Raw genomic sequence first — 25,352 nt, 5'->3', positions numbered from 1 at the left:
TGAACAGTGGCAAACCCACAAGCAGCGTTTCTATGTTGAAACCTGCACATTGATGGGACGCTGGCGTAAGCGACACTCAGAGGTAGGATGCTTTATGCCTGACGACGAGGCAGCGACAACGGGTGTTGCGGGCCGTTTCAGGCAACAAAAAACCCGATAATCTTGAACCTAAAAGGCGGGATTATCGGGCTCCACAAAATGGGGACATCAAAGAAAAGCAGTGGCACTAATTCAGACTGCGGCCCCCAACGAAAGTTCTGGCCGGCGACAAAAAAATCAAAATATTTTTATCGCCGATCCATCTCTCCCGCTAATCGATCAGCCGAGAATGCCCGGCCATAGCACCACGATGAGTGAACCCGCCAGCGTTAACAGCACGTTAGCGATGGCGTAGGTGCCGGCGTAACCCAGCGCCGGGATGTTGCTGCGCGCGGTATCGCTGATGATCTCCATCGCCGGCGCGCAGGTGCGGGCGCCCATGATGGCGCCGAACAGCAGGGCGCGGTTCATGCGCAGCACATAGGCGCCGAACAGGAAGCAGATAATCACCGGCACCAGGCTGACGATCAGCCCGGCGATCAGCATCTGGCCGCCGACCGCACCCAGGCTGTGGCCGATGCCGGCGCCGGCGCTCAGGCCTACGCCCGCCATAAACACCATCAGGCCGAATTCTTTCACCATGTTCAGCGCGCCCTGCGGAATGTAGCCGAAGGTCGGGTGGTTGGCGCGCAGGAAGCCGAGCATGATGCCGGACATCAGCAGGCCGGCGGCGTTGCCGATGCCGAACGAGAAGTTGCTGAACTGTATGGTGATCTGGCCGATCAAAAGGCCGATGATGAAGAAGGCGCAGAACGCCAGCAGATCGGTCACCTGGCTGTGAATCGAGATAAAGCCAATTTTCTCCGCCACGCTCTTCACCCGGCGCGCGTCGCCGCTCACCTGCAGCACGTCGCCTTTGTTGAGCACGATGCTGTCGTCGATCGGCATTTCGATCTGGCTGCGGATCACGCGGTTGAGGAAGCAGCCGTGGTCGGTCAGCTTTAGCTGGCTCAGGCGTTTGTTCACCGCGTTGCTGTTCTTCACCACGATCTCTTCGGTGACGATGCGCATGTCGAGCAGATCGCGATCGAACACTTCCTTGCCGTTGCGGAAGCTCGGGTCCAGCCGCGCGTGGGCGTCCGGGTAGCCGACCAGCGAAATCTCGTCGCCCACCTGCAGCACCGCGTCACCGTCCGGGTTGGCCAGAATGCCGTTGCGGCGGATGCGTTCGATGTAACAGCCGGTCTGGCGGTAGATGCCCAGTTCACGCAGGTTCTTGCCGTCGGCCCAGGCCACCAGCTCGGGGCCGACGCGGTAGGCGCGGATCACCGGCAGGTAGACCTTGCGCTGGCTGTCGGTGTCCAGGCCGCGTTCGCGGGCGATCTGCTGGGCAGAGGTGGACAGGTCCTGGTGTTGCAGCTTCGGCAGGTAGCGCGCGCCGAAGATCAGGCTGACCAGACCGATCAGGTAGGTGAGGGCGTAGCCCAGGCTCAGATGATCCTGCGCCGCCAGCAGCGCCGGGCCGTTGACGATGGTGTTGCGTAGCGTGTCGCCGGCGCCCACCAGCACCGGCGTGGAGGTCATCGAGCCGGCCAGCATGCCGGCGGTCAGGCCGATGTCCCAGTGGAACAGCTTGCCGAGACCGACGGCGAGCACCATCGCCGAGCCGACCATCACCAACGCCAGCATCAGGTAGTTTTTGCCGTCGCGGAAGAAAATCGAGAAAAAGTTGGGCCCGGCTTCTACGCCGACGCAGAAAATAAACAGCATGAAGCCGAGATTCAGCGCCTCGGTGTTAATGGCGAAGTGTTGCTGGCCGAGCAGCAGGGAAACCACCAAAACGCCAATGGAATTACCGAGTTGGACGGAGCCCAGACGGAGTTTACCGAGGCACAGCCCCAGTGCGAGTACCACGAACAGTAACAGAATGTAGTTACCGTTTAACAAACTAGCGACGTTTATGTTCACGGAGGATAACTTATTGTTTACCAGTAAGTGCTTGATATAGATAACTATAAGAGATAAATTCAGCCTTAAAACGACGTCATAAATCACCACCAGCAGAAAGCGAAGCGAACCATCGTTCGGCGGCGTTCATTCTAGACGCTATGACCGATGACAGCCAGCACAGAAAGCTGATTTCCTGCGCCGCCGTGCGCATTTAACTCTCTTTTGACCAAGGAAAAAATTCGGTTCAGCGTCACCTCACGGGTGGCCGGACCGATTTCTATTGATGCGGTAATTGGGCGGGGGAGAATTCGCATGACGAGTTATCGATATTGGCTGGGCATTCTCAGCTGTTTTCTGTTGTTCAGCCTGGTGTTTCTCGGCCAGCAAACCGGCCTGTTCGGCAGCACGGATCATGAGCACCACGGGGAAACCGGCCTGCTGCTGTTCGTTGTCCCCGGTGCGATCGCCAGCTATTTGTCGAGCCGCAAGCGGCTGCTTTGCCCGTTGCTTGGCGCGCTGTATGCGCTGCCGCTGTGCCTGCTGATCCGCCACTTCTGGCTGACGCCGTCCTATTCATTCTGGCAGGAGTTGGCTTATGCCACCAGCGCGGTGTTCTGGTGCGTGTTCGGCGCGATGCTGATGCTGTTCGCCCTCGGCCTGTTGCAGACGCTGCAGCAGCTGCACCGGCGGCAGCGGCAATAAAAAAAGGCGCGTTAAGCGCCTTTTTTGTCGTTCAAAAACTTACTGGAACAGGTTCAGGTGTTCTTTGGCGTAAGCTTCGAAATCGGTGCAACCGCCGATGTGCTTCTCATCCAGGAAGATCTGCGGCACGGTTTCAACCGGTTTACCGACGGTTTTTTCCAGATCGGCCTTGGTGATGCCTTCCGCGTGGATGTCAACGTAACGGAAGTTGAAATCGTCGCGTTCTTCAGTCAGTTTTTCCGCCAGTTCTTTAGCGCGGACACAATAAGGACAGCCAGGACGCCCGAAGATTACTGCAAACATGCAACGCTCCTTAATTGGATTTTCAATAAATGGTTCGCTATTGCAACGACATCCCGTCACCGAAAAAGTCATTACCTGCGTCAGATGGCGCCTACTATGCCCGTTGAGGCCATGAAAAAAAAGCAGGAATTACCTGTTAATCTGATTCATGTAACCAATTAGTCAGCCGGGGCTGTCGCCGTCGGCGGGAATTCACTACACTGGGGGCAGACCTTCTGGAGAAGAAAAATATGCGTTCATTCGGTGACTTACCACGCCCGGTGCTGGTGTTGGAAGGGCTGGGTATCGTGATGTTGGTGCTGGCCTACCTCAGCATTCACGGCCACCTGCAGCTGCCTGGCTGGCTGGCATCGCAGCAGGCGGCGGTCGGCATGATTTTCCTCGGCGTGGCGTTGATGGTGCCGGCGGCGGCATTTCTGGTGTGGCGCGTGGTGCAGGGCTTTGGCCCGCTGATGCGCGGCGGGTTGCCGCCGGAAAACGATCGCCGCAAACCGCGAGATGCGGATGCATCGAAAGATAATCAGGACCGTGATCCGCGCGCCTGAGTGCCGCGGCCGCTAACCCGCCTGCCGGGCAGGCGTTGGCTTTTGGGGTGACGAGTGAAAATTGCCATTCTTTCTCGCGACGGAACGCTCTATTCATGCAAGCGGCTGCGTGAAGCGGCGGAAGATCGCGGGCACAGCATCGATATCATCGATCCGCTTTCCTGTTATATGAACATCAACCCGGCGGCGCCGACCATTCACTATCGCGGCCGCCAGTTGGAGCGTTATGACGCGGTGATCCCGCGCATCGGCTCCGCCATCACCTTTTACGGCACCGCGGTGCTGCGCCAGTTCGAGCTGCTTGGCAGCTACCCGCTCAACGAATCCGTGGCCATTACCCGAGCTCGCGATAAGCTGCGTTCGCTGCAACTGCTGGCGCGGCAGGGCATCGATCTGCCGATCACCGGCTTTGCCCATTCGCCGGACGACACTGGCGACCTGATCGAGCTGGTCGGCGGCGCGCCGCTGGTGGTCAAGCTGGTGGAAGGCACGCAGGGTATCGGGGTGGTGCTGGCGGAAACCCGCCAGGCGGCGGAAAGCGTGATCGACGCCTTTCGCGGGTTGAATGCCCATATCCTGGTGCAGGAATACGTGCGCGAGGCGCAGGGGCGCGACGTGCGCTGCCTGGTGGTGGGCGGCCGGGTGGTGGCCGCCATCGAGCGGCAGGCGAAGCCCGGCGAGTTTCGCTCCAACCTGCATCGCGGCGGCACCGCCCGCAAAGTGACCATCACCGCCAGGGAGCGGGCGATTGCGGTCAAAGCGGCGAACACGCTGGGGCTGGACGTCGCCGGGGTGGATATCCTGCGCGCCGAGCGCGGCCCGCTGGTGATGGAGGTCAACGCGTCGCCGGGGCTGGAAGGGGTGGAGACCACCACCGGGTTGGACATTGCCGGCATGATGATCGAATACATCGAGCAGCGCGGCCGGCCGGGCTTCCGCCTGAAATCCGGTGGTTGACGGGGCGGTCGGCGCGCTTTTCCCGCCGAGCAATATCTTAATTAGTGAATTAAGCCGCATTGATCGTGGCGTATCGGGTGAATATTCCGTAAGCTATGCGCCTTTTCGCGTTTTGAATATTGTGAGGCTGGTTATTATGGATTCACTCATTGTCCCCGATTTGGCGCTGTTGCGGCGCTGGCTGGATCAGTCGGGCATTTCTTTCTTTGAGTGCGATTCCTGCCAGGCGCTGCACCTGCCGCACATGCAGAACTTCGACGGCGTGTTCGACGCCAAGATAGATCTGGTGGACAACGTCATCCTGTTCTCCGCGCTGGCCGAGGTGAAGCCGACCGCGCTGATCCCGCTGGTGGCGGACCTGAGCCAGATCAACGCCAGTTCGCTGACCATCAAGGCCTTTGTCGACATTCAGGACGACAACCTGCCGAAGCTGATCGTCTGCCAGTCGTTGAGCGTGGCGGTGGGCATCACCTACGAGCAGTTCACTCATTTCATGCAGCAGGGCGAAGAGCAGGTCTCGATGGTGATCCTCGAGGCGCGGGCGAACGATCTGCTGTTTATGGGTGACGAAGAAGAGATCCCCGCTGGCGCCGTGCGTCAGCCGATGCTGCACTGATCCTCGCCGTTCCTTAAGCATGCCGTCGCTCCGGCGGCATGCTGCCGTTATTCCCTTCCGCAATAAAATATTCTGCACTTTGGCCTTTGCCGCCCGATCTTTCTCGTCTTTTGTGCCGTTAATGGCGTATCACATAGAGAAAAACTGCATAAAAAATCGATAAATGGCGTTTTTTACCCTGGGGGCTGGCGGGTTGCGATGGCAGCGGCTATGCTGCTGATTCTGCAAAGGGCTTGCGATTTCCCTTGTAACCACGCGAGCAGGGCAGTGCAAAAAGGCGCATGCAATCATATGCATAGCCATTCATTTCGCGGTTGCAACGATTGCGCTCAATCAGGAAAGGTTTTGTATCGCTGCAGATACAAGTTCAATTCTATGATTTACCCTGTTTTGGAGGAAGTTACGGATGGTCACCCAACGTAAAAAGTGGTTATCGGGTGTGGTTGCCGGTCTGTTGATGGCCGCGTCCGTCACGGCGTCAGCCGAAGAGAAAACGCTGCACGTGTATAACTGGTCCGACTATATCGCGCCGGATACCCTGGCCAAATTCCAGAAAGAAACCGGCATCAAAGTGGTGTACGACGTCTTTGACTCCAACGAAGTGTTGGAAGGCAAACTGATGGCGGGCAGCACCGGTTATGATCTGGTGGTTCCTTCATCCAACTTCCTCGAGCGCCAGTCGCAGGCCGGCATCTTCGAGCCGCTCGACAAGAGCAAAATGCCCAACTACAAGAATCTCGATCCCGAGATGCTGAAGCTGGTTGCACATAATGACAAAGACAACAAATACGGCATCCCATACCTGATGGTGACCACCGGCATCGGCTACAATGTCGACAAGGTGAAGGCGGCATTAGGCAAAGACGCGCCGGTCGACAGCTGGGATCTGATCCTCAAGCCGGAAAACCTCGAGAAGCTGAAAAGCTGCGGCGTCTCCTTCCTCGATGCGCCGAGTGAGGTTTACGCCACCGTGCTGCACTACCTGGGCAAGGATCCCAACAGCACCAATGCGGCGGACTATACCGGCGCGGCCAACGATCTGCTGCTGAAGCTGCGGCCGAGCATTCGTTACTTCCACTCTTCACAGTACATCAACGATTTGGCTAACGGCGATATCTGCGTGGCGATCGGCTGGTCCGGCGACGTGATGCAGGCGGCCAACCGCGCCAAAGAGGCGAAGAACGGCGTGAACGTGGCCTATGCGATCCCGAAAGAAGGGGCGCTGACCTACTTCGACATGTTCGCCATGCCGGCGGACGCCAAGAACAAAGACGCCGCGTACCAGTTCCTGAACTTCCTGATGAAACCTGACGTGATGGCGGGCATCAGCAACTATGTCTATTACGCCAATGCGGTGAAAGATTCCACGCCGCTGGTGAAGGCCGAGGTGCGCGAGAACCCGAACGTCTATCCGCCGGCCGATCTGCGCGCCAAGCTGTTCACGCTCAACGTGCAGTCGCCGAAGCTGGATCGTGTCATTACCCGCGCATGGACTAAAGTTAAAAGCGGGAAGTGATGATGGGGGGATACCCCCGATCGTCGGTAAACCGGCAGGCGGGCGCTCCCCGCCTGCACTGCCGTTTTGGGCCACGGCACTCGCCGTGGTTTTGTGCCGCTTTACGCCGGAGAGCACCCCGATTGAACGACGCCATCCCTCGTCCTCAAGCCAAGTCGCAGAAGGTCTTCACCCCTCTGCTGGAAATCCGTAACCTCACCAAAACCTTCGACGGGCAGAATGCGGTCGAAGACGTCAGCCTCACCATCTACAAGGGCGAGATCTTTGCGCTGCTTGGGCCGTCTGGCTGCGGCAAGTCAACCTTACTGCGCATGTTGGCCGGCTTTGAACAGCCGACGGAAGGGCAGATCGTGCTCGACGGGCAGGATATGTCGCACGTGCCGCCGTACCAGCGGCCGATCAACATGATGTTTCAGTCTTACGCGCTGTTCCCGCACATGACGGTAGAGCAGAACATCGCCTTCGGCCTGAAGCAGGACAAAATGCCGCGGGCAGAAATCGCCGAGCGGGTGGCGGAAATGCTGGCGCTGGTGCACATGCAGGAGTACGCCAAACGCAAACCGCACCAGCTTTCCGGCGGCCAGCGGCAGCGGGTGGCGCTGGCGCGCAGCCTGGCCAAGCGGCCCAAGCTGCTGCTGCTGGATGAGCCAATGGGCGCGCTGGACAAGAAGCTGCGCGATCGCATGCAGTTGGAAGTGACCGATATTCTCGAGCGCGTCGGCGTCACCTGCGTGATGGTGACGCACGATCAGGAAGAGGCGATGACCATGGCGGGGCGCATCGCCATCATGAACCGTGGCAAGTTCGTGCAGATCGGCGAGCCGGAAGAGATCTACGAGCATCCGAATAGCCGCTTCAGCGCCGAATTTATCGGTTCGGTCAACGTCTTCGACTGCGTATTGCAGGAGCGCCACGACGATGCGCTGATCCTGCAAAGCCCCGGATTGCGCCATGCGATCAAAGTAGACCCGGACGCCTCGGTGGTGGACGGCGTGCCGATCCAGGTCGCGCTGCGGCCGGAAAAGATCCTGCTGTGCGAACAGGTGCCGGAAGACGGCTGCAACTTCGCGGTAGGGGAAGTGGCGCACATTGCCTACCTGGGCGATCTGTCCATTTATCACGTGAAGCTGCACAGCGGGCAGATTATCAGCGCCCAGCTGCAAAACGGCCACCGTTTCCGCAAGGGGATGCCCACCTGGGGCGATGAAGTGCGTCTGTGCTGGGAAACCGACAGCTGTGTCGTGTTGACGGTGTAGCGGAGCCGCTGAGGAGTAACCCATATGACCCTGCTTTCTGAACGCACGCCGGAGCCGCCGGCCAAAACGCCCGGCACCCTCAAGGCGCTGTTCCACCGCCTGCTGATGGCTCACGGCCGCAAGCTGGTGATCGCATTGCCGTATTTATGGCTGACGCTGCTGTTCATGCTGCCGTTCCTGATCGTGTTCAAGATCAGCCTGGCGGAGCTGGCGTTGGCGGTGCCGCCTTACACCGAGTTGATGAGCTGGGTGGACGGCAAGCTGAACATCGCGCTCAACTTCGCCAACTACCTGCAACTGACCGACGATCCGCTGTATATCGACGCCTATCTGCAGTCGCTGCGCGTGGCGGCGGTCTCGACGCTGTGCTGCCTGATCATCGGCTATCCGCTGGCCTGGGCGGTGGCCCACAGCAAGGCGTCGACTCGCAACATTCTGCTGCTGCTGGTGATCCTGCCTTCCTGGACCTCGTTCCTGATCCGCGTCTATGCCTGGATGGGGATCCTGAAAAACAACGGCATTCTGAATAACTTTCTGATGTGGCTGGGGGTGATCGACCAACCGTTGGTGATCCTGCACACCAACCTGGCGGTGTATATCGGCATCGTTTATTCCTACCTGCCGTTTATGGTGCTGCCGATCTACACGGCGCTGATCCGGCTGGATTACTCGCTGGTGGAGGCGTCGCTGGATCTGGGCGCCCGGCCGCTGAAAACCTTCTTCAGCGTCATCGTGCCGCTGACGCGCGGCGGTATCATCGCCGGTTCGATGCTGGTATTCATTCCGGCGGTAGGGGAGTTCGTGATCCCGGAGCTGCTCGGTGGGCCAGACAGCATCATGATCGGCCGCGTGCTGTGGCAGGAGTTCTTCAATAACCGCGACTGGCCGGTGGCTTCGGCGGTCGCCACCATCATGCTGCTGTTGCTGATCGTGCCAATTTTGTGGTTTCACAAACACCAGAACAAGGAAATGGGGGGGCAGGAATGAACAACTTGCCGGTAGTGCGTTCACCGTGGCGCATCGCCATCCTGACGGTCGGCTTTACCTTCCTGTATGCGCCGATGCTGATGTTGGTGGTCTACTCCTTTAATAGTTCCAAGCTGGTGACGGTGTGGGCCGGCTGGTCCACGCGCTGGTATACCGAACTGTTTCACGACTCGGCGATGATCAGCGCGGTGGGGCTCAGCCTGACCATCGCCGCCGCCTCCGCCACCGCCGCGGTGGTGCTGGGCGCCATCGCCGCCGTGGTGATGGTGCGGTTCGGCCGCTTTCGCGGTTCGACCGGCTTTGCGTTTATGCTGACTGCGCCGCTGGTGATGCCGGACGTGATCACCGGCCTGTCGCTGCTGCTGCTGTTCGTGGCGATGGGGCACGCTTTCGGCTGGCCGTCGGAGCGCGGCATGTTCACCATCTGGCTGGCGCATGTCACCTTCTGTACCGCTTATGTGGCGGTGGTGATCAGCTCGCGTTTGCGCGAGGTGGATCGCTCGATTGAAGAGGCGGCAATGGATCTGGGGGCGCCGCCGCTGAAGGTGTTCTTCGTCATCACCTTGCCGATGATTGCGCCGGCGCTGATCTCTGGCTGGATGCTGGCGTTTACCCTGTCGCTGGATGATCTGGTGATTGCCAGCTTCGTCTCCGGCCCGGGCGCCACTACGCTGCCGATGCTGGTGTTCTCCAGCGTGCGTATGGGGGTGAATCCGGAAATTAACGCGCTGGCCAGCCTGATCCTGCTGGTGGTGGGCATTCTCGGCCTGATCGCCTGGTGGTTTATGGCGCGCTCGGAAAAACAGCGATCGCGTGAATTGCAGCGGGCGGCCCGTAGCTGAATCGTAACAAACCTGCTATTTTTGCAATCAATAAGTATTGCAACTAACTACCTGACTTTACATGCGCCATCTGTATTGGTGGCGCGTCGTAGCGGAACACGGATATGTCAGACATGCTGAAAAGCGGGCAGGGAATGAGATCGACTTCGGATGCGCCGGTGCCGGTGATGGTGGCGGGCACCGCCATGGTGGCGATCAAGTGTATCAGCGTGGTGTTGTTGTTGGGCGAACTGGGCGTCGACGGCGCACAGGAGTTCGTTAACACCAGCGCGCAGGCGTGGGATTCTACCTTTATCTTTCTGGCCGGCCTGATGCTGCTGTGCCTGCAAATCAGCTGTGGCTTTGCGGTGATGCGCGGCCGCAACTGGGGACGCTGGGGCTATGTGGTCTGCCAGTGCATCGTGGTGCTTTACCTGCTGTTGGCCACCATTGGCAGCGTCTTCCCCGAGGTGTTCACCGTGGAGGGGGAAACCAGCGGCCAAATCCTGCACGTTCTGATCCTGCAAAAGATCCCCGACGCGGTGATCCTGGCGTTGCTGTTCGTTCCTGCCGCCAGCCGCCGCTTCTTCACCGTGCGCAAGTGAGATTTTAGGCGTGCGGAGTGGTAAACTCTGCGCCCTTAATTCGTCATCCTGAACTTCACGGTAATCTTCATGCATTGCGCTTTGTATACGGCGGGTACCTGCCGTTCCTGTCAGTGGCTGGAAAAGCCCTATCCGCAGCAACTGGCTGACAAACAGCATCACCTGCACTCGCTGCTGGCCGGGTGCGACGTCGCGCAGTGGCTGCAGCCGATGGCGGGGGAGCTGAGCGCATTTCGCAATAAAGCCAAGATGGTGGTCAGCGGCAGCGTGGAGCGCCCGCTGCTCGGCATGCTGCACCGCGACGGCACGCCGGTCGATCTGAGCGACTGCCCGCTGTATCCCGCCGGCTTTGCGCCGATGTTTGCGGTGCTGAAAAGCTTCATCGCCCGCGCCGGCCTGACGCCGTATAACGTGGCGCGCAAACGCGGCGAGTTGAAATACCTGCTGCTGACCGAAAGCACGCTCGACGGCGGCGTGATGCTGCGTTTCGTGCTGCGCTCGGAAACCAAGCTGGCGCAGCTGCGCGCTGCGCTGCCGTGGCTGCAGCAGCAGCTGCCGCAGCTCAAGGTGATCTCCGCCAATATTCAGCCGGTGCACATGGCGATCATGGAAGGGGAGCGCGAGATCGCGCTGACCGAACAGCAGGCGCTCGAGGAACAGTTCAATCAGGTGCCGTTGTTCATCCGCCCGCAAAGCTTCTTCCAAACCAACCCGCAGGTGGCCGCCGAGCTGTATGCCACCGCCCGCGACTGGGTGCGCGCGCTGGGTATCGACAGCATGTGGGATCTGTTCTGCGGCGTCGGCGGTTTCGGCCTGCACTGCGCGCAGCCGCAAACGCAGCTGACCGGCATCGAAATCAGCGCGGAAGCGATCGCCTGCGCGCGCCAGTCGGCGCAGCGGTTAGGGTTGTTGCACGTAGATTTTCAGGCGCTCGACTCCACCCGCTTCGCCACCGCCGAAGGCCAGGTGCCACAGCTGGTGCTGGTTAACCCGCCGCGGCGCGGCATTGGCCAGGCGCTGTGCGACTACCTGAGCCGGATGGCGCCGGACTATATTCTCTATTCCAGCTGCAACGCCGAGAGCATGGCGAAAGATATCGAGACGTTGCCGGGGTACCGCATCGAACGGGTGCAGCTGTTCGACATGTTCCCGCATACCGCGCACTACGAAGTGTTGACGCTGCTGGTGCGGCGTTTATAAAACATAAGGCCCGGTTATCCGGGCCTTATTGCTTATTGCGGGAACCATTTGTCGTTGATGGCCTTGTAGGTGCCGTCGGCCTTGATGGCGTCCAGCGCGGCGTTCAGCTTGGCCAGCAGCGCCTGGTTGTCGGGGCGCACCGCGATGCCGAGGCCGGTGCCGAAGTATTGTGCATCGGTGATGTGCTCGCCGACCGGCGCCAGCTGCGGGTTGGTTTTCAGCCACTCGTTCACCACGGCGGTGTCGCCGAACACGCCGTCGATACGGCCGTTTTTCAGCTCCAGAATGGCGTTCTGGTAGCTGTCGTAAGAGACGGTGTTAATCTCCGGGTGCTTGTCCTGCATGTATTTCTGGTGGGTGGTGCCGTTTTCCATGCCGAGCTTTTTGCCTTTCAGATCCGCCAGCGAGCTGAACTTGCCTTTTTGTGCGATCACGATCGCCGAGTTGGCGTAGTAAGGCTGGGTGAAAGCGACCTGTTTGCTGCGTTCCGGCGTGATGTCCATACCGGAAATCACCGCATCGTATTTCTTGAATTTCAGCGCGGCGATCAGGCTGTCGAACGCCTGATTGGTGAAGGTGCACTGCGCCTGCATCTGTTTGCACAGCGCGTTGGCCAGATCGATATCGAAGCCGACGATCTGGTTGTTGGCGTCCAGCGATTCGAACGGCGGGTAGGTGGCGGAGGCGGCGAAGCGGATGGTCTCGGCCGCGGTGGCGTTAAAGGTCATCCCGGCCAACATCGTCGCGGCAAGCAGCAGTTTTTTCATGCGTAGAGCTCCTGTCTGGATCCTGAAAGTGATTATTCGCTATCGTTTGTTTTTACTGGTAATCGCCAGAGGTTTTTGCGCGAATGCCTGTTGTTAACCCTGCCATTGAGTGAATTAAAATGCAATATAAATGATTAAGTATTGCTTTGAAGGGCAAAAAAAGCCCCGCGCGGTGGCGGGGCTCATGGGGTGAGGCGGCCTCAATTGCGGCGTTCAAACGCCAGCGCGCGGCGCTCTACCAGCCGCATCAGCAGCGTCAGCAGGCCATTGACGCACAGGTACACCAGGCCGGCGGCGCCGAACACCATGACGTCGTAGGTGCGGCCATACATCAGCTGGCTGTAGCCCATCACCTCCATCAGCGTGATGGTGTAAGCCAGCGAGGTGCTTTTGAACACCAGCACCACTTCGTTGGAGTAAGACGACAGCGCGCGTTTGAAGGCGAACGGCAGCAGGATGCGCAGCGTCTGCCGGCGCGACATGCCCAGCGCTTCGCACGACTGCCACTGCCCGGCGGGAATGGCGCGCACCGCACCGTAGAACAGCTGCGTGGTGTAGGCCGCGCTGTTCAGCGCCAGCGCAATCATCGCGCACAGCCAGGGCTGCGACAGCAGGTTCCACAGCCACGGGTAGTCGCGGATCGCCGGGAACTGGCCGGGGCCATAGTAGATCAGGAAGATCTGCACCAGCAGCGGCGTGCCGGTGAACAGCGTCACGTAGATCTTGACCAGCGGCGTCAGGATCGGCGTTTTTAGCGTCAGGATCACCGTCAGCAGCAGCGACAGCAGCAGCGCGACGATCAGCGCGGCGACGGTCAGCGTCAGGCTGGTATGCAGCCCTTTGAGGATTTCCGGTAAATACTCAATCATCAGGCCGGCCCCCGCTCAAAGCGCGTGGCGCGCAGCTCAATGCGTTTGATGACGTATTGGCTGAACAGCGTCACCAGCAGGTAGATGGCCGCCGCGATCACATACCAGGTAAAAGGCTCCTGGGTGCGGGTGGCGATGCTCTTGGTTTGCAGCATCAGATCGTTGACGCTGATCAGCGACACCAGCGCGGTGTCTTTCAGCAACACCAGCCACTGGTTGCCGAGGCCGGGCAGGGCGTGGCGCCACATCTGCGGCATGATCAGGCGAAAGAAGATCGCCGCCTTACCCAGTCCCAGCGCCTGGCCGGATTCCCACTGCCCCTGTGGCACCGCTTTGAGTGCGCCGCGCAGCGTCTGCGAAGCGTAGGCGGAATAGAGCAGGGCCAGAGCGATCACCCCGCACAGGAACGGACTGACTTCGAAATTGTCGATCGCCAACTGGATCGGCAACTGGAACAGACCGAGGTTGAGGGTAAAGCCGTCGGAGAGCATCAGCAGCAGCTGCGACGAGCCGAAATAGATAAACAGCACCACCAGGATTTCCGGCAGGCCGCGCAGCACGGTCACCCAGGCGGTGCCGAGCCAGCTGACCGCTTTCCAGCGGGACGATTCCCATACGGCGAACAGCATCGCCAGAATCAGCCCGAGGATCAGGGCGCAAACGGCAAGGCCGACGGTCATGCCGGCGGCGCTTGCTAAAGGTTGTAATTCATTCATCGGGGCGTATTACTGCTGGAACCATTTTTTGTAGATGGTTTCATAGGTCCCATCCTGCTTAATCTTGTCCAGAGCGGCATTGAACTTGCCCTGCAGATCGGTATTCTTTTGGCGCACCGCGATGCCGAGGCCGGTGCCGAAGTAGTCTTTATCCGTCACTTTGGCGCCCACTGCCGCCAGCGCGTCATTCTGCTTCAGCCACTCGTTGACCACCGCGGTATCGCCGAACACCGCATCAACGCGGCCATTCTTCAGATCCAAAATGGCGTTCTGGTAGCTGTCGTAAGGCACGGTGGTGATTTCCGGGTGCTTGTCGGTCAGGTATTTCTGGTGGGTGGTGCCGTTTTGCACGCCCACCTTCTTGCCTTTCAGCGCCGTCACGTCGGCGATTTTGCCTTTCTGCGCGATGAACAGCGCCGAGTTATCGTAGTACGGCTTAGTGAACAGCACCTGCTTTTCACGTTCCGGTGTAATGTCCATGCCGGCCATGACCGCATCAAAACGCTTGAACTTCAGACTAGGGATCAGGCTGTCGAACGCCTGGTTGGTGAAGGTGCACTCGGCCTGCATCTCTTTGCACAGTGCGTTGGCCAGATCGACATCAAAACCCTGAATCTTGTTGCTGGCGTCAATAAATTCAAATGGAGGATAGGAGGCTTCGGTAGCGAAACGGATGGTTTCGGCTGCGGAGGCGGAAACGCTGATGCCGGCCAGAACGGCGGCGATTATTAGTTTTTTCATCGCAAAATCCCCAAATTACAGCAAGTTAATTGTTAGTGTGATAAGTAGTTGGCAAACTCGGTGGTCCGTGGCTGCGCAAAGTGGCTGCTGTCGCCTTGCTCCACAACGTGGCCGTTTTCCATGTACACCACGCGGCTGGCGGTCTTGCGCGCCACTTCCACTTCGTGGGTGACGATCACCTGCGTGATGCCGGTGCCGGCCAGTTCGCGAATGATGCTAACGATCTGAGCGGTGATTTCCGGATCCAGCGCCGCAGTCGGTTCATCGAACAGCAGCACCTGCGGTTCCATCATCAGGGCGCGGGCGATCGCCACGCGCTGCTGCTGGCCGCCGGAAAGGTGCAGCGGGAAGCGATCGGCGAAGTCGGTCAGGCGCAGACGCTTGAGCAGCTTGTCGGCGCGCTCCATCGCCTGAGCCTTGGTCAGACCCAGTACGCGGCAAGGCGCCTCGATCAGGTTCTGGACCACGGTGAGGTGAGGCCACAGGTTGTATTGCTGGAAAACCATGCCGACGTTTTGACGCAGTTCGCGAATGGCTTTCTCGCCCGGCGCCTGTTTGAAGTCGAATTGGTTGCCGGCGATCTGCAGTTGGCCCGAACGCGGCATTTCCAGCAGGTTTAGCACCCGCAGCAATGAGCTTTTCCCGGCGCCGCTTGGGCCAAGCAGCACCAGGGTTTCCCCAGCTGGACAATCCAGCGTGATGTCAAACAGCGCCTGGTGAGCGCCGTAATAGCAATTGATACCGTTAAGTTGAATACTCATGCGCCAGAATTGAATAGACATTGATGCCGCAAATGTTAACTTCCACAGAATACTTATGCAATCTTTGTGCGTTAAAATTTATGAGTGTGCGGCGGGAAAGTAAAAGATTAGCACAAGATACCGCGACTCAGGCCGAGGGAGGGGATTTGTGGCGCAGGCTGTGATATCGGTAGCGAAATTTTTTCTATTGGACGAAATTTGAGCTGTTGACTGACGGCGGGGATGACCGACGCGGCAAGCCCGCGTCGGCCGGGGTATCGCGGGTTACTGGTTTTCCAGCACCTGGCGCACGCTGCCGTTGGTGGCGTGTGCTGGAACATTCAGGTAGCGAATATCATCAACCACCCAGCAGGTACCTTCGCGCACCATCAGCACTTCGTCCTGCCAGTTCACGGTGCTGTTGGCGTCTTTTTGATAGCTTAAGTCGACGCGCAGCGGAATATTTTTCGCATCGGTGTTAGGAATGGTCGAGGCGCTGGCGACGGAGGCGCTGCTTGGCCCTTGCGCATTGCCGGAGAACAGATCGCCGGTTATCCGGTGCTTGCCCGGGTTCTGGCCGGCGCTGACCAGATCCTGATACAGCACTTTGCTCAGATAGGGCTGCAGCTGCGCCAGGCGGTTACTGTCCGGCAGGCCGGCGCCCTGCTGGATGTGCAGGTCATAGAACTTTTGCGCGACCGTATCCGGGCCGCCTTCCACACAGCTGCCGCTGCGAGTGCCGATATCCTTGTATGCCGGTTCCACCGTGGTACAGGCACTCAGCAACAGCGCTAAGGGTAAAACAGCCGCAATCGTTTTTGTTTTCATCTTATTACCTTATGTGAAAGTCTCTACCATGAAGACCGATAGCTTACAGTATAAATGCGTTTTTTGGCCTTGCATTCGTACTGCGTGCCATTGATTAAGCGAACATAACGCCAATCTTCTGGTCATAGATACGTTGAATTAATCAAACAAGGAGTTCTGATGCAGCTTTCAACTACCCCGACCCTGGAAGGGTTCACCATCACCGAATACTGCGGCGTCGTCACCGGCGAAGCGATCCTCGGCGCCAACATTTTTCGTGATTTCTTCGCCGGCGTGCGCGATATCGTCGGTGGCCGCTCGGGCGCTTATGAGAAAGAGCTGCGCAAGGCGCGCTTGATTGCGTTCGAAGAGCTGGAAGATCAGGCAAAAGAGCTGGGCGCCAACGCGGTGGTCGGCATTGATATCGATTATGAAACCGTAGGTAAAGACGGCAGCATGCTGATGGTGACCGTCAGCGGCACCGCGGTGAAAGTCAGCCGCTAACGCCATTCCCCGCGCCCCGGCCGTTCCGCCGGGGCGACATCCTGTAGGTTCATCCCACCTTGTGCTGCTCGACGATCGGGCGGTGTTCCTGCGGTTTCACCGGCGCCGGCGCTTGGCGATGCGGCATCGGCTGAACGGGCGGCTGATGGATCTGCGGCGCCGGGGCTGGATGCGGCATGATGCGCGCTTGCGGCACTGCCAACGGGCGTTCTATCGTCGGATGCTGTGGCGCTGCCGGTTCACGAACTATCGGCGGCGCAGCGTGCGGCGCGACCTGAACCTGTGGCCGCACGGCGGATTGATGCACTGGCGCGGCGGTCTGCATCGGATGCGTCTGTACCGGAGCCGCATGCACGGCCATCGGTTGCTGCGTGTGAGGCGCTGCCGGCGCGGCATGCGTGAACGTTGGCATGCTCATCGGCTGCTGTACATGGGGCGCGTTGACCGATTGTTGCACGTGCGGCGCGGCCGCTACCGGCTGGGTGTGCGCAAAGGTCGGCAGGGTCATCGGCGCATGGGCCGCAGGCGCGACGTGCGGCTGCGCGTTAGGCGTCGGCGGGTTGAAATGCGGCGTCGGTGCGGCGGTCGTATTGTTGTAGTTATTCACTGTATGGGTGCTGCGATTCACATTGTTCACGTTGTTATATTGGTTGATGTTGGTGACGCGATTCACCACGGTGGTGGAGTGCGATACGTAGGGCGCATCGCGGTAGACCACCGGTTGGCGTCGATCGTCCCAGCGCATATCCCAGTTGTGCCAGCCGCTGTTGTGCTGATTGAACAATGAGGCGACCGCGATGCCGACACCGAAGCTGATCACGCCGGCCGCCAACATGTCGCCGCCGCTGTAGCCCGAAGGTTGATACCGATAGCTCGGATAGGCTGGGATCGGCGTGCCGTAGGCCACCCAGGGATCGTAATGTGGGACGTAAACCGTATCCGGCTGGCTGGGTTCGATGACGATGGTTTCGCCCGGCGCCGCTACCACGCGCTGGCGATAGGGCTGCTGCTCAACGTAACGGGTGGTGGGGGCCACGACAATGCGCTGCTGCGGGGTGTTTTTCAGCGTGCCTTGGCTGGCCGCCCGTTGACGCATCACCTGAATGGCGTTCATCACGTCGGTGGGATCGTTCAGGTAGGCGCTGCCCAGGGCGGTGGTCCAGGGGATGTTTTTCGCCATTTGATCGAGCACGTCGGGGAATTGCACCAGGCCGCGCACGCTGGGATCCCAGGGCTGAGCGTCGGCCGCCGAGCTGAGCGCCGCCGGTTGCAACCCGCGGTTTTGCGCCAGCCAGGCATCCGCGGCGTTGATTTGGTCAGGATAACCCGCGCCGGCCAACACCTGCGCCAGCAACTTGTCGGGGAACAGCGCCACCGGGCTGACCAACTGGTACAGCTGGTCGGCGGTCAGCGGCGTATAGGCCGGCGTACTGGCACTCGCGATGGGCGCGGCCGGGGACGGTGCGCTTGCCCCCATCGCGTCAGCGACTTTTTGCCGATCGCAGCCGCTGAGCGGCAGCATGGCGGCACAGAGCAACCAGGACAGATAGCGTGGCGTCAACATGTTCGACTCCGCTCTTTCGGCGCAGATGATACTTTGAGACTATCATGGGCGGGAAAGGCCGCCAGTCGGGAGCAACACTCGCTTGCACATCGGCGTTGTCTGTCATCATTTCTCGACGAACGTGATGATTGGATACAGGTCAATCGCGTCGCGTTACATCTCACGGACGTCAATCAGGAGGATAAGTGAAAATTTGGCCAGGGATCATCGCCGCCGCGCTGTTGGCGGGATGCCAAAATCCGCAGCAGGACACGCTCGTCGATCGTGGCGCTTACCAGCTCGAAACCTTGCATCAGGCGCAGGGCGCCGATCAGCGCATTCGGTTTCTGGTGATGCACTATACGGCGGAAGACTTTCATTCATCGCTGAAAACGCTGACCGATGAACACGTCAGCGCACACTACCTGTTGCCGGCGCACCCGCAGCGCGAACACGGCAAACCGACGGTGTACCGGCTGGTGCCGGAAGCGATGCGCGCCTGGCATGCCGGCGCCAGCGCCTGGCGCGGCCGCAGCAACCTCAATGACACCTCGATCGGCATCGAAATCGTCAACAAGGGATTCACCCGCAGCATGCTGTTCACCCATTGGCAGCCTTATACGGCGGAGCAGATCGCCGTGCTGATCCCGCTGAGCCGCGATATCATCCAACGCTATGGCATTCAGCCGCAGGACGTGGTGGGGCACAGCGACATCGCGCCGCAGCGCAAACAGGATCCCGGCCCGCTGTTCCCCTGGCGGCAGCTGGCGCAGGCCGGCATCGGCGCCTGGCCGGATGAACGGGACGTGCAGCGGTTGCTGGCTGGGCGCGATCGCCATGCGCCGGTACCGATGGCGCCGCTGCTCGAAAAGCTGGCGCGTTACGGCTACGCGATCGACCCGTCGTGGGATGCGCGGCAGCAGCGTAATGTGCTGGCGGCATTTCAGATGCATTTCCGGCCCGACGATGTTCGCGGTAAGCCGGATGCAGAGAGTGAGGCGATTATCGATGCGCTGCTGGTGAAGTACGGCGCGGCGCGTTGATTACAGGCCGTGCAGTTTGCCGTGATCTTTCAGCCAGCGGGCGGTGCGCGCGATGCCTTCTTCCAGCGAGACGATCGGCTGATAGCCCAGCTCTTGCTGCGCGCGGGTGGTATCGAGCGTGAGGTCGAAGTTGAGTTTGGCGACGCCGTAATGGGTCAGCACCGGCTCCTTTTCGCTTTTGCTGCCCAGGCGCTCCATGCCGCGCGCCATCATGTCTAGCATCGGGTAGGGGACGGAGCGGATGCGGCACTTCATGCCCAAATCGTCGATCAACTGCTGCACCACGGTGCGAAGCGGACGCGGCTGCTGGTTGGTGATGTTGTAGGCGCGGCCGGACGGCGTATCTTCTTTTAGCGTCGCCAGCCACATGGCGTGCACCGCGTTCTCCAGATAGGTCATGTCCACCATCGCCGCGCCGCCGCGCGGCAGCAGCAGGTTGCCGTAGCGTTTGATCATCTGCAGCAACCGCGGCAGCATCACCTTGTCGTGCGGCCCGAACAGGCCCTGCGGGCGCAAAATGGTGAAATGGGTCTGCGGATTGGACAGCGCCAATTGCTGGATCACCTGCTCGCCGGCGGCCTTGCTGCGCGCGAACTCGTTGGCGTAACGCTGCGGGCGAAAGTCTTCGGTTACGTTGCGGTGATGGTGGTAGTCGAAATAGATCGCCGGGGAAGAGATGTGAATGAACTGCGCCACGCCATAGGCCGCCGCCCATTCGCCGAGGCGGCGGGTAGCGCGGACGTTGGCCAGTTCGAAGGCTTCTTCGGTGCCCCAGGGCGAGGTAAAGCTGGAGCAGTGCCACAGCACATCGACGTCCGCCAGCATCGCTTTGGCCTGCGAAGAGATCAGGTTGGTGAGATCGGCATGAATGAACTCCGCGCCCATTTTTTCCAGCAGGCCGCCCATCGCCTGGTTGCGGCCAGTGGCGCGCACTTTGATGCCCTGGCGGCGCAGATATTCAACGGCGTTACGGCCTAACCCACTGGTTGCACCGGTGACCAATACCTTCATAACGGACTCTATTCTCACCCAAAATCGGAATACCGGCGGGCGCTTGCGACGCTCCCAGCAAATAAGATGCCATTCTTCCGTGATTTCGTGCGCTATGCAATCGGAAAGCCCCGAAGCACAGCGGCAAACTGTGCGGTTGATCGACAAATGAACGGCATTCAGCGCTGTTGGCGGTCCAGGTTCTCGGCCAACGTCGCGATGCGCTTCGCCATGCCGCGAAAAATGAACAGGTGTGCGGGCATCATGGCGAACCAATACAGCAGCCCGCTGAAGCCGGCCGGATGCCACCAGGCGCGCACGTCCAGCGTGCGGCGATCGCCGCGATCGGTAATGGTGAAGCTCAGCCGCCCCAGCCCCGGCGCCTTCATGCCGAACAACAGCGCCAGTTGCCGCAGCGGTTTCAGCGTGATGACTTTCCAACCGTCAATCTCGTCACCCAGCGCCAGGGTCGCGCGCGCCGGGCGGCCATAGACCACGCCGTTGCCGATCATGTCGTCCATGCGGGCGCGGATCCGCCACAGGATATTGGCGTAGAAATAGCCTTCCTCGCCCCCCAACTGCTGCACCGTTTGCCACAGCGCCTGGCTGGAAGCGGCGGTGTCGAGCGAACATCCCGCCTGTTTCGGGTAATAGCCGTAGCCGGGGCGCCAGCGGGCCCGCGCCGCCGGATCGTAGCCCCAGTCGGCGGAATCGACCACCTCCAGTTCGCGCTGCAGCGTGGCGGTGACCGCCTGATCGAAGGTGTGCAGACGTTGCGGGATCAGGGCCTGCAACGGTTTGCCGTCGGCGGGCAGATCGTGCTTCAGGCCCTGGATCAGCGCGCGCGCGATCGGCGTCGGCACCGAGGTGATCAGGCTGATGAACCACACTGAAATCAGTCGCGTCGGCAAGGGGATCGGGATCAGCCAGCGCCGCTTGCCGCTGATGGCGATAAAGCGTTTGAACATATCCTGATAGCTGAGGTATTCAGGCCCGGCGACGTCGAAGATGCGGTGTTCCTCCGCCGGGTGCGCCAGCAGATCGGCAAGGTAAACCAGCAGGTTCTCCAGCGCCACCGGCGAGGACTTCGAGCGCACCCAGCGCGGCGGCGTCAGCACCGGCAGGTTATAGACCATGTCGCGCATCACTTCGAACGCCGCCGAACCGGGGCCGACGATGATGCCGGCGCGCAGCTCGGTCACCGGCACACCGCTCTGGCGCAGGATCTCGCCGGTCAGGCGGCGGGCCGCCAGGTGCGGCGAACTGTCGTCGTTCGGCTGCAGCGCGCCGAGAAAGATCACCTGTTTGACGCAGGCATTGCGTAGCGCGTCGCGCAGGTTTTCCGCCGCCTGGCGTTCCTTCTCGATAAAGTCGTCGCCGTCGCCCATCGCGTGCACCAGATAGTAAAGCGTATCGATTTCCCACAGCGCCGCGCTCAGAGTTTCCGGGCGGTACAGATCGACATACAGGCAGTTGACCTGCGGCCAGTTCTGCTCCTGCAGCCACTCGATGCGCCGCGCGGCGGCGGTAATCTGGTGCCCCTGTTCGATCAGGTGCGGGATCAGGTTCTGGCCTATATAGCCGCTGGCTCCAAGAACCAGTACGCGTTGGGGTGTCATCGGGCCGCCTTGTGCGGTAGAGGATTGGCAGAACGACAGGATGCCAAATTCAGGGTTTAAATGCACATTTTGTATGGGTATAAGTCGGTTGCATCCATCCTGACGCAGGTTCACACTACGCGCCCCTTATCGCACGAAAAACCGGATGCCATGAAGCTCAATGTGATTTGTTACGCCCTGCTGGGTCTGGCGCTGATCGCCAGTTTGTTCTCGCCACATCCGGTGTGGATGTGGTTGGTGCTGGCCAACCTGCTGACGTTTCTGATCTACGGCGGCGATAAGCTGGCGGCGCGCAAAGGGTGGCGACGGGTGCCGGAGGCGACGCTGTTGCTGTTCGGCGCGCTGGGCGGCTGGTTGGGCGCACTGGCGGCACAGCAGCTGTTTCGCCACAAAACCCAGAAGCAGCCGTTTAAAACCTGGTTCATCCTCAGCGTGGCGCTCAATCTGGCGGCGGTGCTGGGGCTGTGGTACTGGGTTTACGGCCGCTGGATCTTCTGAGTGCGGGGCGCGGTCTGCGCCCCGAGCGATCAGGCGTGCTGCTGAAGAAACTCCCGCCACAGTTCGACCACCCGCTGCAGATCCTGACGGCTGGCGTCGAGGTGGGTCAGAATGCGCGTCAGCGGGCCGCTGCTGATCAGCACGCCGCGTTCGCGCATCCACGGGCCGAGTTTGGCCGCCAGCGCCGGCGGTTGGCGCAGGTACAGCACGTTGGTCTGCGCGCCGGGTTCGGCGATCTCTACGCCGATCTGCCGCAGCTGTTGCTCCAGCCAGATCGCGTTGTCATGGTCTTCGCGCAGCCGCGCGACGTTATGCTCCAAAGCGTAAAGACCGGCCGCCGCCAGGATGCCGGCCTGGCGCAGCCCGCCGCCGGTCATCTTGCGCCAGCGCAGCGCGCGTTGGATGAAAGCCTCGCTGCCGCACAGCAGCGATCCGACCGGCGCACCCAGTCCTTTCGACAAGCAAATGGTGAAGGTGTCGCAGTATTGCACGATCTCTTTTAGCGGCAGGTTCAGCGCCACGGCCGCGTTGAAGATGCGCGCGCCGTCGATATGCAGCGCCAACTGCCGCTCGCGGGTAAATTGCCACGCCTGCTGCAGGTAGGTCTGCGGCAAGACTCTGCCGCTAATGGTGTTTTCCAGGCTCAGCAGCCGGGTGCGGGCGAAGTGGATATCGTCGGGTTTGATGGCGGCGGCGAGCTTGTCCAGCGGCAGCGTGCCGTCCGCGTCAGCCTCGATCGGCTGTGGCTGAATGCTGCCCAGCACCGCTGCGCCGCCGGCCTCGTATTTATAGTTGTGCGCCTGTTGGCCGACCAGATACTCGTCGCCGCGCTGGCAGTGGCTCAGCAGCGCCACCAGGTTGGCCTGGGTGCCGCTGGGCAAAAACAGCGCCGCCTCTTTGCCCGATAGGCGCACCGCCTCGGCCTCCAGCGCGTTGACCGTCGGGTCATCGCCGTAGACGTCGTCGCCGACCTCTGCCTGAGCCATCGCCTGGCGCATGGCGGCGCTGGGGCGGGTGACGGTGTCGCTGCGTAGATCGATAAGCATAGGGTTCCTGGAATATAAGGGAGAGGAAAAGGGTACATGGCATCATATACCCTTTATTTCACCGGGGCAGCTGGCTTAGCGGAGCCAGTTGGTTTTCGCCAGCTCGACCACTTCGTCGCCGCGGCCGTTGATGATGGCGCGCAGCATGTACAGGCTGAAGCCTTTCGCCTGTTCGAACTTGATCTGCGGCGGCATCGCCAGCTCTTGCTTGGCGGTGACCACGTCCAGCAGCGCCGGGCCGGGATGCGCCAACATCTCCTGCAGCGCGCCGTCCAGATCCGACGCTTTTTCCACGCGGATGCCCTTGATGCCGGCGGCGTTGGCGATCGCCGCGAAGTCCGGATTATGCAGATCGGTGCCGTCGGTCAGGTAGCCGCCGGCCTTCATCTCCATCGCCACGAACCCCAGCACGCTGTTGTTGAACACCACGATTTTCACCGGCAATTTGAGCTGCGCCAGCGACAGGAAATCACCCATCAGCATGGTGAAGCCGCCGTCGCCGCACATGGCGATCACCTGTTTATCCGGCGCGGTGGCCTGGGCACCGATCGCCTGTGGCATGGCGTTGGCCATCGAACCGTGGTTGAACGAGCCGAGCAGGCGACGCTTGCCGTTCATTTTCACGTAACGGGCGGCCCACACCGTCGGCGTGCCGACGTCGCAGGTGAAGATGGCGTCGTCGCTGGCGTACTGGCTGAGCTGCTGCGCCAGATATTGTGGGTGGATTGGCTGGTCGTCGTTGGCGGTCGCCAGCCCGTCGAGATCCTTACGCGCGTTGCGATAATGCTCCAGCGCCTTGTCGAGGAACGCCCGGTCGCGCTTGGGCTCCAGCTGCGGCAGCAGGGCGGTGAGGGTGGTGTGGATATCGCCCACCAGCGCCATATTGACCGGGCAGTGCGCGCCGATGCTGCCGGGGTTGATGTCGATCTGAATGATGTTGGCGTTGGTGGGGTAGAACGCGCGATAGGGGAACTGGGTGCCGAGCAGCACCAGCGTGTCGGCGTTCATCATCGCGTGGTAGCCGGAAGAGAAACCGATCAGCCCGGTCATGCCGACGCTGTAGGGGTTGTCCCATTCAATATGTTCTTTGCCGCGCAGCGCGTGCACCACCGGCGCCTGCAGCAGCTCGGCCAGCTTGACCACTTCATCGTGCGCGCCGGCGCAGCCGCTGCCGCACATCAGGGTGATGTTCTTCGCCTTGTTCAGCGTTTCTGCCAGCTTGTTCAACTCGCTCATCGGCGGCTGCACCAGCGGCAGCGCCGGGGTATGCCAGGTCAGGGTCGCGTCTTCCGGCGCCATGCGCAGCGCCACGTCGCCCGGTAAGACGACCACCGAGACGCCGCGATTGAGGATCGCCTTGCGCATGGCGATCTCCAGTACGCGCGGCAGCTGTTCCGGGTTGGAGACCAGTTCGCAATAGTGGCTGCATTCGCGGAACAGCTCCTGCGGATGGGTTTCCTGGAAGTAGCCGCTGCCGATTTCGCTGGAAGGAATGTGTGCGGCGATCGCCAGCACCGGCACATGGTTGCGGTGACAGTCGAACAGGCCGTTGATCAGATGCAGGTTGCCGGGGCCGCAGGAACCGGCGCACACCGCCAACTGGCCGGTGAGCTGGGCTTCGGCACCGGCGGCGAAGGCAGCCACCTCTTCATGGCGGGTGCCCAGCCATTCGATGGTGCCCATGCGGTGCAGGCTGTCGCTGAGGCCGTTGAGCGAATCGCCGGTTACGCCCCAAATGCGTTTTACGCCGGCTTGATCCAGCGTTTTGGCGATCAGTGTGGCTACGGTTTGCTTCATGGTTCCCCCAAACATGGTTTGAAAAACGATGTGGACTCGATCCGGTGAGTGTCAGCAGAACAACTGCAAGCATAGCTTACCGGCTGTGGACGAGATGCGGTCAGGAAGGGTAAAGAGCGTAGGACGGGAAGCAGTGTAACTGGGCTGGCCACGGGGAACTTGCCGATAAATGCCC

General features: G+C 60.6%; 26 protein-coding genes. 13 read left to right on the top strand and 13 right to left on the bottom strand.

Annotated features, from left to right (window positions below):
* Window positions 1–318 precede the first annotated feature (318 nt).
* On the bottom strand, window positions 319–2,007 hold the full coding sequence (locus BVU99_RS19925) for an aspartate:alanine antiporter (protein WP_049205954.1): 1,689 nt from the start codon (window positions 2,005–2,007) through the stop codon (window positions 319–321).
* 294 nt (window positions 2,008–2,301) lie between these two features.
* On the opposite strand from BVU99_RS19925, the gene BVU99_RS19920 reads away from it, so the two are divergent.
* Complete coding sequence (locus BVU99_RS19920) at window positions 2,302–2,691, top strand: inner membrane protein YbjM (protein WP_025302232.1); 390 nt, start codon at window positions 2,302–2,304, stop codon at window positions 2,689–2,691.
* Window positions 2,692–2,730: 39 nt separating this feature from the next.
* Here the strand turns inward: BVU99_RS19920 and BVU99_RS19915 are convergent, their stop codons facing one another.
* Complete coding sequence (locus BVU99_RS19915) at window positions 2,731–2,994, bottom strand: GrxA family glutaredoxin (protein WP_004938676.1); 264 nt, start codon at window positions 2,992–2,994, stop codon at window positions 2,731–2,733.
* Window positions 2,995–3,224: 230 nt separating this feature from the next.
* On the opposite strand from BVU99_RS19915, the gene BVU99_RS19910 reads away from it, so the two are divergent.
* From BVU99_RS19910 to rlmC, 9 genes are all read left to right on the top strand, one after another.
* Entirely contained in the window at window positions 3,225–3,539 is a 315-nt protein-coding gene (locus BVU99_RS19910; protein ID WP_025302233.1) for a YbjC family protein, read from the top strand.
* Between the two features lie 54 nt (window positions 3,540–3,593).
* Window positions 3,594–4,496: a 30S ribosomal protein S6--L-glutamate ligase gene (gene rimK, locus BVU99_RS19905; RefSeq protein ID WP_025302234.1), complete on the top strand. Its 903-nt coding sequence runs from the start codon at window positions 3,594–3,596 to the stop codon at window positions 4,494–4,496.
* Between the two features lie 136 nt (window positions 4,497–4,632).
* Window positions 4,633–5,112: a YbjN domain-containing protein gene (locus BVU99_RS19900; RefSeq protein WP_004938666.1), complete on the top strand. Its 480-nt coding sequence runs from the start codon at window positions 4,633–4,635 to the stop codon at window positions 5,110–5,112.
* A gap of 406 nt (window positions 5,113–5,518) precedes the next feature.
* On the top strand, window positions 5,519–6,628 hold the full coding sequence (potF, locus tag BVU99_RS19895; RefSeq protein ID WP_043137777.1) for a spermidine/putrescine ABC transporter substrate-binding protein PotF: 1,110 nt from the start codon (window positions 5,519–5,521) through the stop codon (window positions 6,626–6,628).
* A 122-nt stretch (window positions 6,629–6,750) separates the two neighbouring features.
* Window positions 6,751–7,884: a putrescine ABC transporter ATP-binding subunit PotG gene (potG, locus tag BVU99_RS19890; RefSeq protein ID WP_043137773.1), complete on the top strand. Its 1,134-nt coding sequence runs from the start codon at window positions 6,751–6,753 to the stop codon at window positions 7,882–7,884.
* A 24-nt stretch (window positions 7,885–7,908) separates the two neighbouring features.
* Window positions 7,909–8,871 (top strand): putrescine ABC transporter permease PotH, encoded by a 963-nt coding sequence (gene potH, locus BVU99_RS19885; protein WP_038629107.1) that lies wholly within the window; start codon window positions 7,909–7,911, stop codon window positions 8,869–8,871.
* Window positions 8,868–9,713, top strand: coding sequence for a putrescine ABC transporter permease PotI (potI, locus tag BVU99_RS19880; protein ID WP_099817612.1), 846 nt, complete (start codon window positions 8,868–8,870; stop codon window positions 9,711–9,713). The genes potH and potI overlap by 4 nt, the downstream gene beginning before the upstream one ends.
* Window positions 9,714–9,817: 104 nt before the next feature.
* Window positions 9,818–10,297: a YbjO family protein gene (locus BVU99_RS19875; RefSeq protein WP_049205956.1), complete on the top strand. Its 480-nt coding sequence runs from the start codon at window positions 9,818–9,820 to the stop codon at window positions 10,295–10,297.
* Between the two features lie 69 nt (window positions 10,298–10,366).
* The gene (rlmC, locus tag BVU99_RS19870; protein WP_089180725.1) at window positions 10,367–11,497 is read left to right on the top strand and encodes a 23S rRNA (uracil(747)-C(5))-methyltransferase RlmC; all 1,131 of its coding nucleotides are present in this window, start codon (window positions 10,367–10,369) and stop codon (window positions 11,495–11,497) included.
* 32 nt (window positions 11,498–11,529) lie between these two features.
* Here the strand turns inward: rlmC and artJ (BVU99_RS19865) are convergent, their stop codons facing one another.
* The 6 genes from artJ (BVU99_RS19865) to BVU99_RS19840 all read right to left on the bottom strand — a co-directional run bounded on the left by artJ (BVU99_RS19865) (window position 11,530) and on the right by BVU99_RS19840 (window position 16,158).
* Complete coding sequence (artJ, locus tag BVU99_RS19865) at window positions 11,530–12,264, bottom strand: arginine ABC transporter substrate-binding protein (protein ID WP_015377297.1); 735 nt, start codon at window positions 12,262–12,264, stop codon at window positions 11,530–11,532.
* Between the two features lie 200 nt (window positions 12,265–12,464).
* On the bottom strand, window positions 12,465–13,133 hold the full coding sequence (gene artM / locus BVU99_RS19860) for an arginine ABC transporter permease ArtM (protein WP_025302241.1): 669 nt from the start codon (window positions 13,131–13,133) through the stop codon (window positions 12,465–12,467).
* Window positions 13,133–13,849 carry an arginine ABC transporter permease ArtQ gene (artQ, locus tag BVU99_RS19855; RefSeq protein ID WP_015377299.1) on the bottom strand — a complete coding sequence of 239 codons (717 nt, stop codon included), beginning with the start codon at window positions 13,847–13,849 and terminating at the stop codon, window positions 13,133–13,135. The genes artM and artQ overlap by 1 nt, the downstream gene beginning before the upstream one ends.
* A 9-nt stretch (window positions 13,850–13,858) precedes the next feature.
* Complete coding sequence (gene artJ, locus BVU99_RS19850; RefSeq protein WP_049205963.1) at window positions 13,859–14,590, bottom strand: arginine ABC transporter substrate-binding protein; 732 nt, start codon at window positions 14,588–14,590, stop codon at window positions 13,859–13,861.
* Between the two features lie 32 nt (window positions 14,591–14,622).
* The gene (gene artP, locus BVU99_RS19845) at window positions 14,623–15,351 is read right to left on the bottom strand and encodes an arginine ABC transporter ATP-binding protein ArtP (RefSeq protein WP_016928352.1); all 729 of its coding nucleotides are present in this window, start codon (window positions 15,349–15,351) and stop codon (window positions 14,623–14,625) included.
* Between the two features lie 264 nt (window positions 15,352–15,615).
* A complete protein-coding gene (locus BVU99_RS19840; protein ID WP_043137760.1) occupies window positions 15,616–16,158 on the bottom strand; it encodes a lipoprotein in 543 nt (180 codons plus the stop codon).
* 159 nt (window positions 16,159–16,317) lie between these two features.
* Between BVU99_RS19840 and BVU99_RS19835 the strand changes: the two genes are divergently transcribed.
* Window positions 16,318–16,641, top strand: a complete 324-nt coding sequence (locus BVU99_RS19835; RefSeq protein WP_004928400.1) for a heavy metal-binding domain-containing protein — start codon at window positions 16,318–16,320, stop codon at window positions 16,639–16,641.
* A gap of 49 nt (window positions 16,642–16,690) precedes the next feature.
* On the opposite strand, the gene BVU99_RS19830 is transcribed toward BVU99_RS19835, so the two are convergent.
* On the bottom strand, window positions 16,691–18,205 hold the full coding sequence (locus BVU99_RS19830; protein WP_099817611.1) for a DUF3300 domain-containing protein: 1,515 nt from the start codon (window positions 18,203–18,205) through the stop codon (window positions 16,691–16,693).
* A gap of 185 nt (window positions 18,206–18,390) precedes the next feature.
* On the opposite strand from BVU99_RS19830, the gene BVU99_RS19825 reads away from it, so the two are divergent.
* A complete protein-coding gene (locus BVU99_RS19825; RefSeq protein ID WP_043137752.1) occupies window positions 18,391–19,227 on the top strand; it encodes an N-acetylmuramoyl-L-alanine amidase in 837 nt (278 codons plus the stop codon).
* Here BVU99_RS19825 and BVU99_RS19820 read toward each other — a convergent pair whose 3' ends face one another.
* Complete coding sequence (locus BVU99_RS19820; RefSeq protein ID WP_004928393.1) at window positions 19,228–20,238, bottom strand: NAD(P)-dependent oxidoreductase; 1,011 nt, start codon at window positions 20,236–20,238, stop codon at window positions 19,228–19,230.
* A gap of 158 nt (window positions 20,239–20,396) precedes the next feature.
* The gene (locus BVU99_RS19815) at window positions 20,397–21,836 is read right to left on the bottom strand and encodes a DUF2867 domain-containing protein (RefSeq protein ID WP_025302247.1); all 1,440 of its coding nucleotides are present in this window, start codon (window positions 21,834–21,836) and stop codon (window positions 20,397–20,399) included.
* Window positions 21,837–21,986: 150 nt separating this feature from the next.
* Here BVU99_RS19815 and BVU99_RS19810 point away from each other — a divergent pair, with 150 nt between their 5' ends.
* Entirely contained in the window at window positions 21,987–22,334 is a 348-nt protein-coding gene (locus BVU99_RS19810; protein WP_049208096.1) for a DUF1294 domain-containing protein, read from the top strand.
* Window positions 22,335–22,363: 29 nt separating this feature from the next.
* Here the strand turns inward: BVU99_RS19810 and ltaE are convergent, their stop codons facing one another.
* Together ltaE and poxB are read right to left on the bottom strand one after the other, a co-directional pair.
* A complete protein-coding gene (ltaE, locus tag BVU99_RS19805; RefSeq protein ID WP_099817610.1) occupies window positions 22,364–23,380 on the bottom strand; it encodes a low-specificity L-threonine aldolase in 1,017 nt (338 codons plus the stop codon).
* A gap of 75 nt (window positions 23,381–23,455) precedes the next feature.
* Window positions 23,456–25,177, bottom strand: coding sequence for a ubiquinone-dependent pyruvate dehydrogenase (poxB, locus tag BVU99_RS19800; RefSeq protein WP_025302253.1), 1,722 nt, complete (start codon window positions 25,175–25,177; stop codon window positions 23,456–23,458).
* Between the last annotated feature and the right edge of the window lie 175 nt (window positions 25,178–25,352).

The sequence above is a fragment of the Serratia sp. OLAL2 genome (assembly GCF_002752475.1).
In the GTDB taxonomy this organism is placed as follows: domain Bacteria; phylum Pseudomonadota; class Gammaproteobacteria; order Enterobacterales; family Enterobacteriaceae; genus Serratia; species Serratia bockelmannii.
This window is presented reverse-complemented; position numbering and strand designations above follow the sequence as displayed.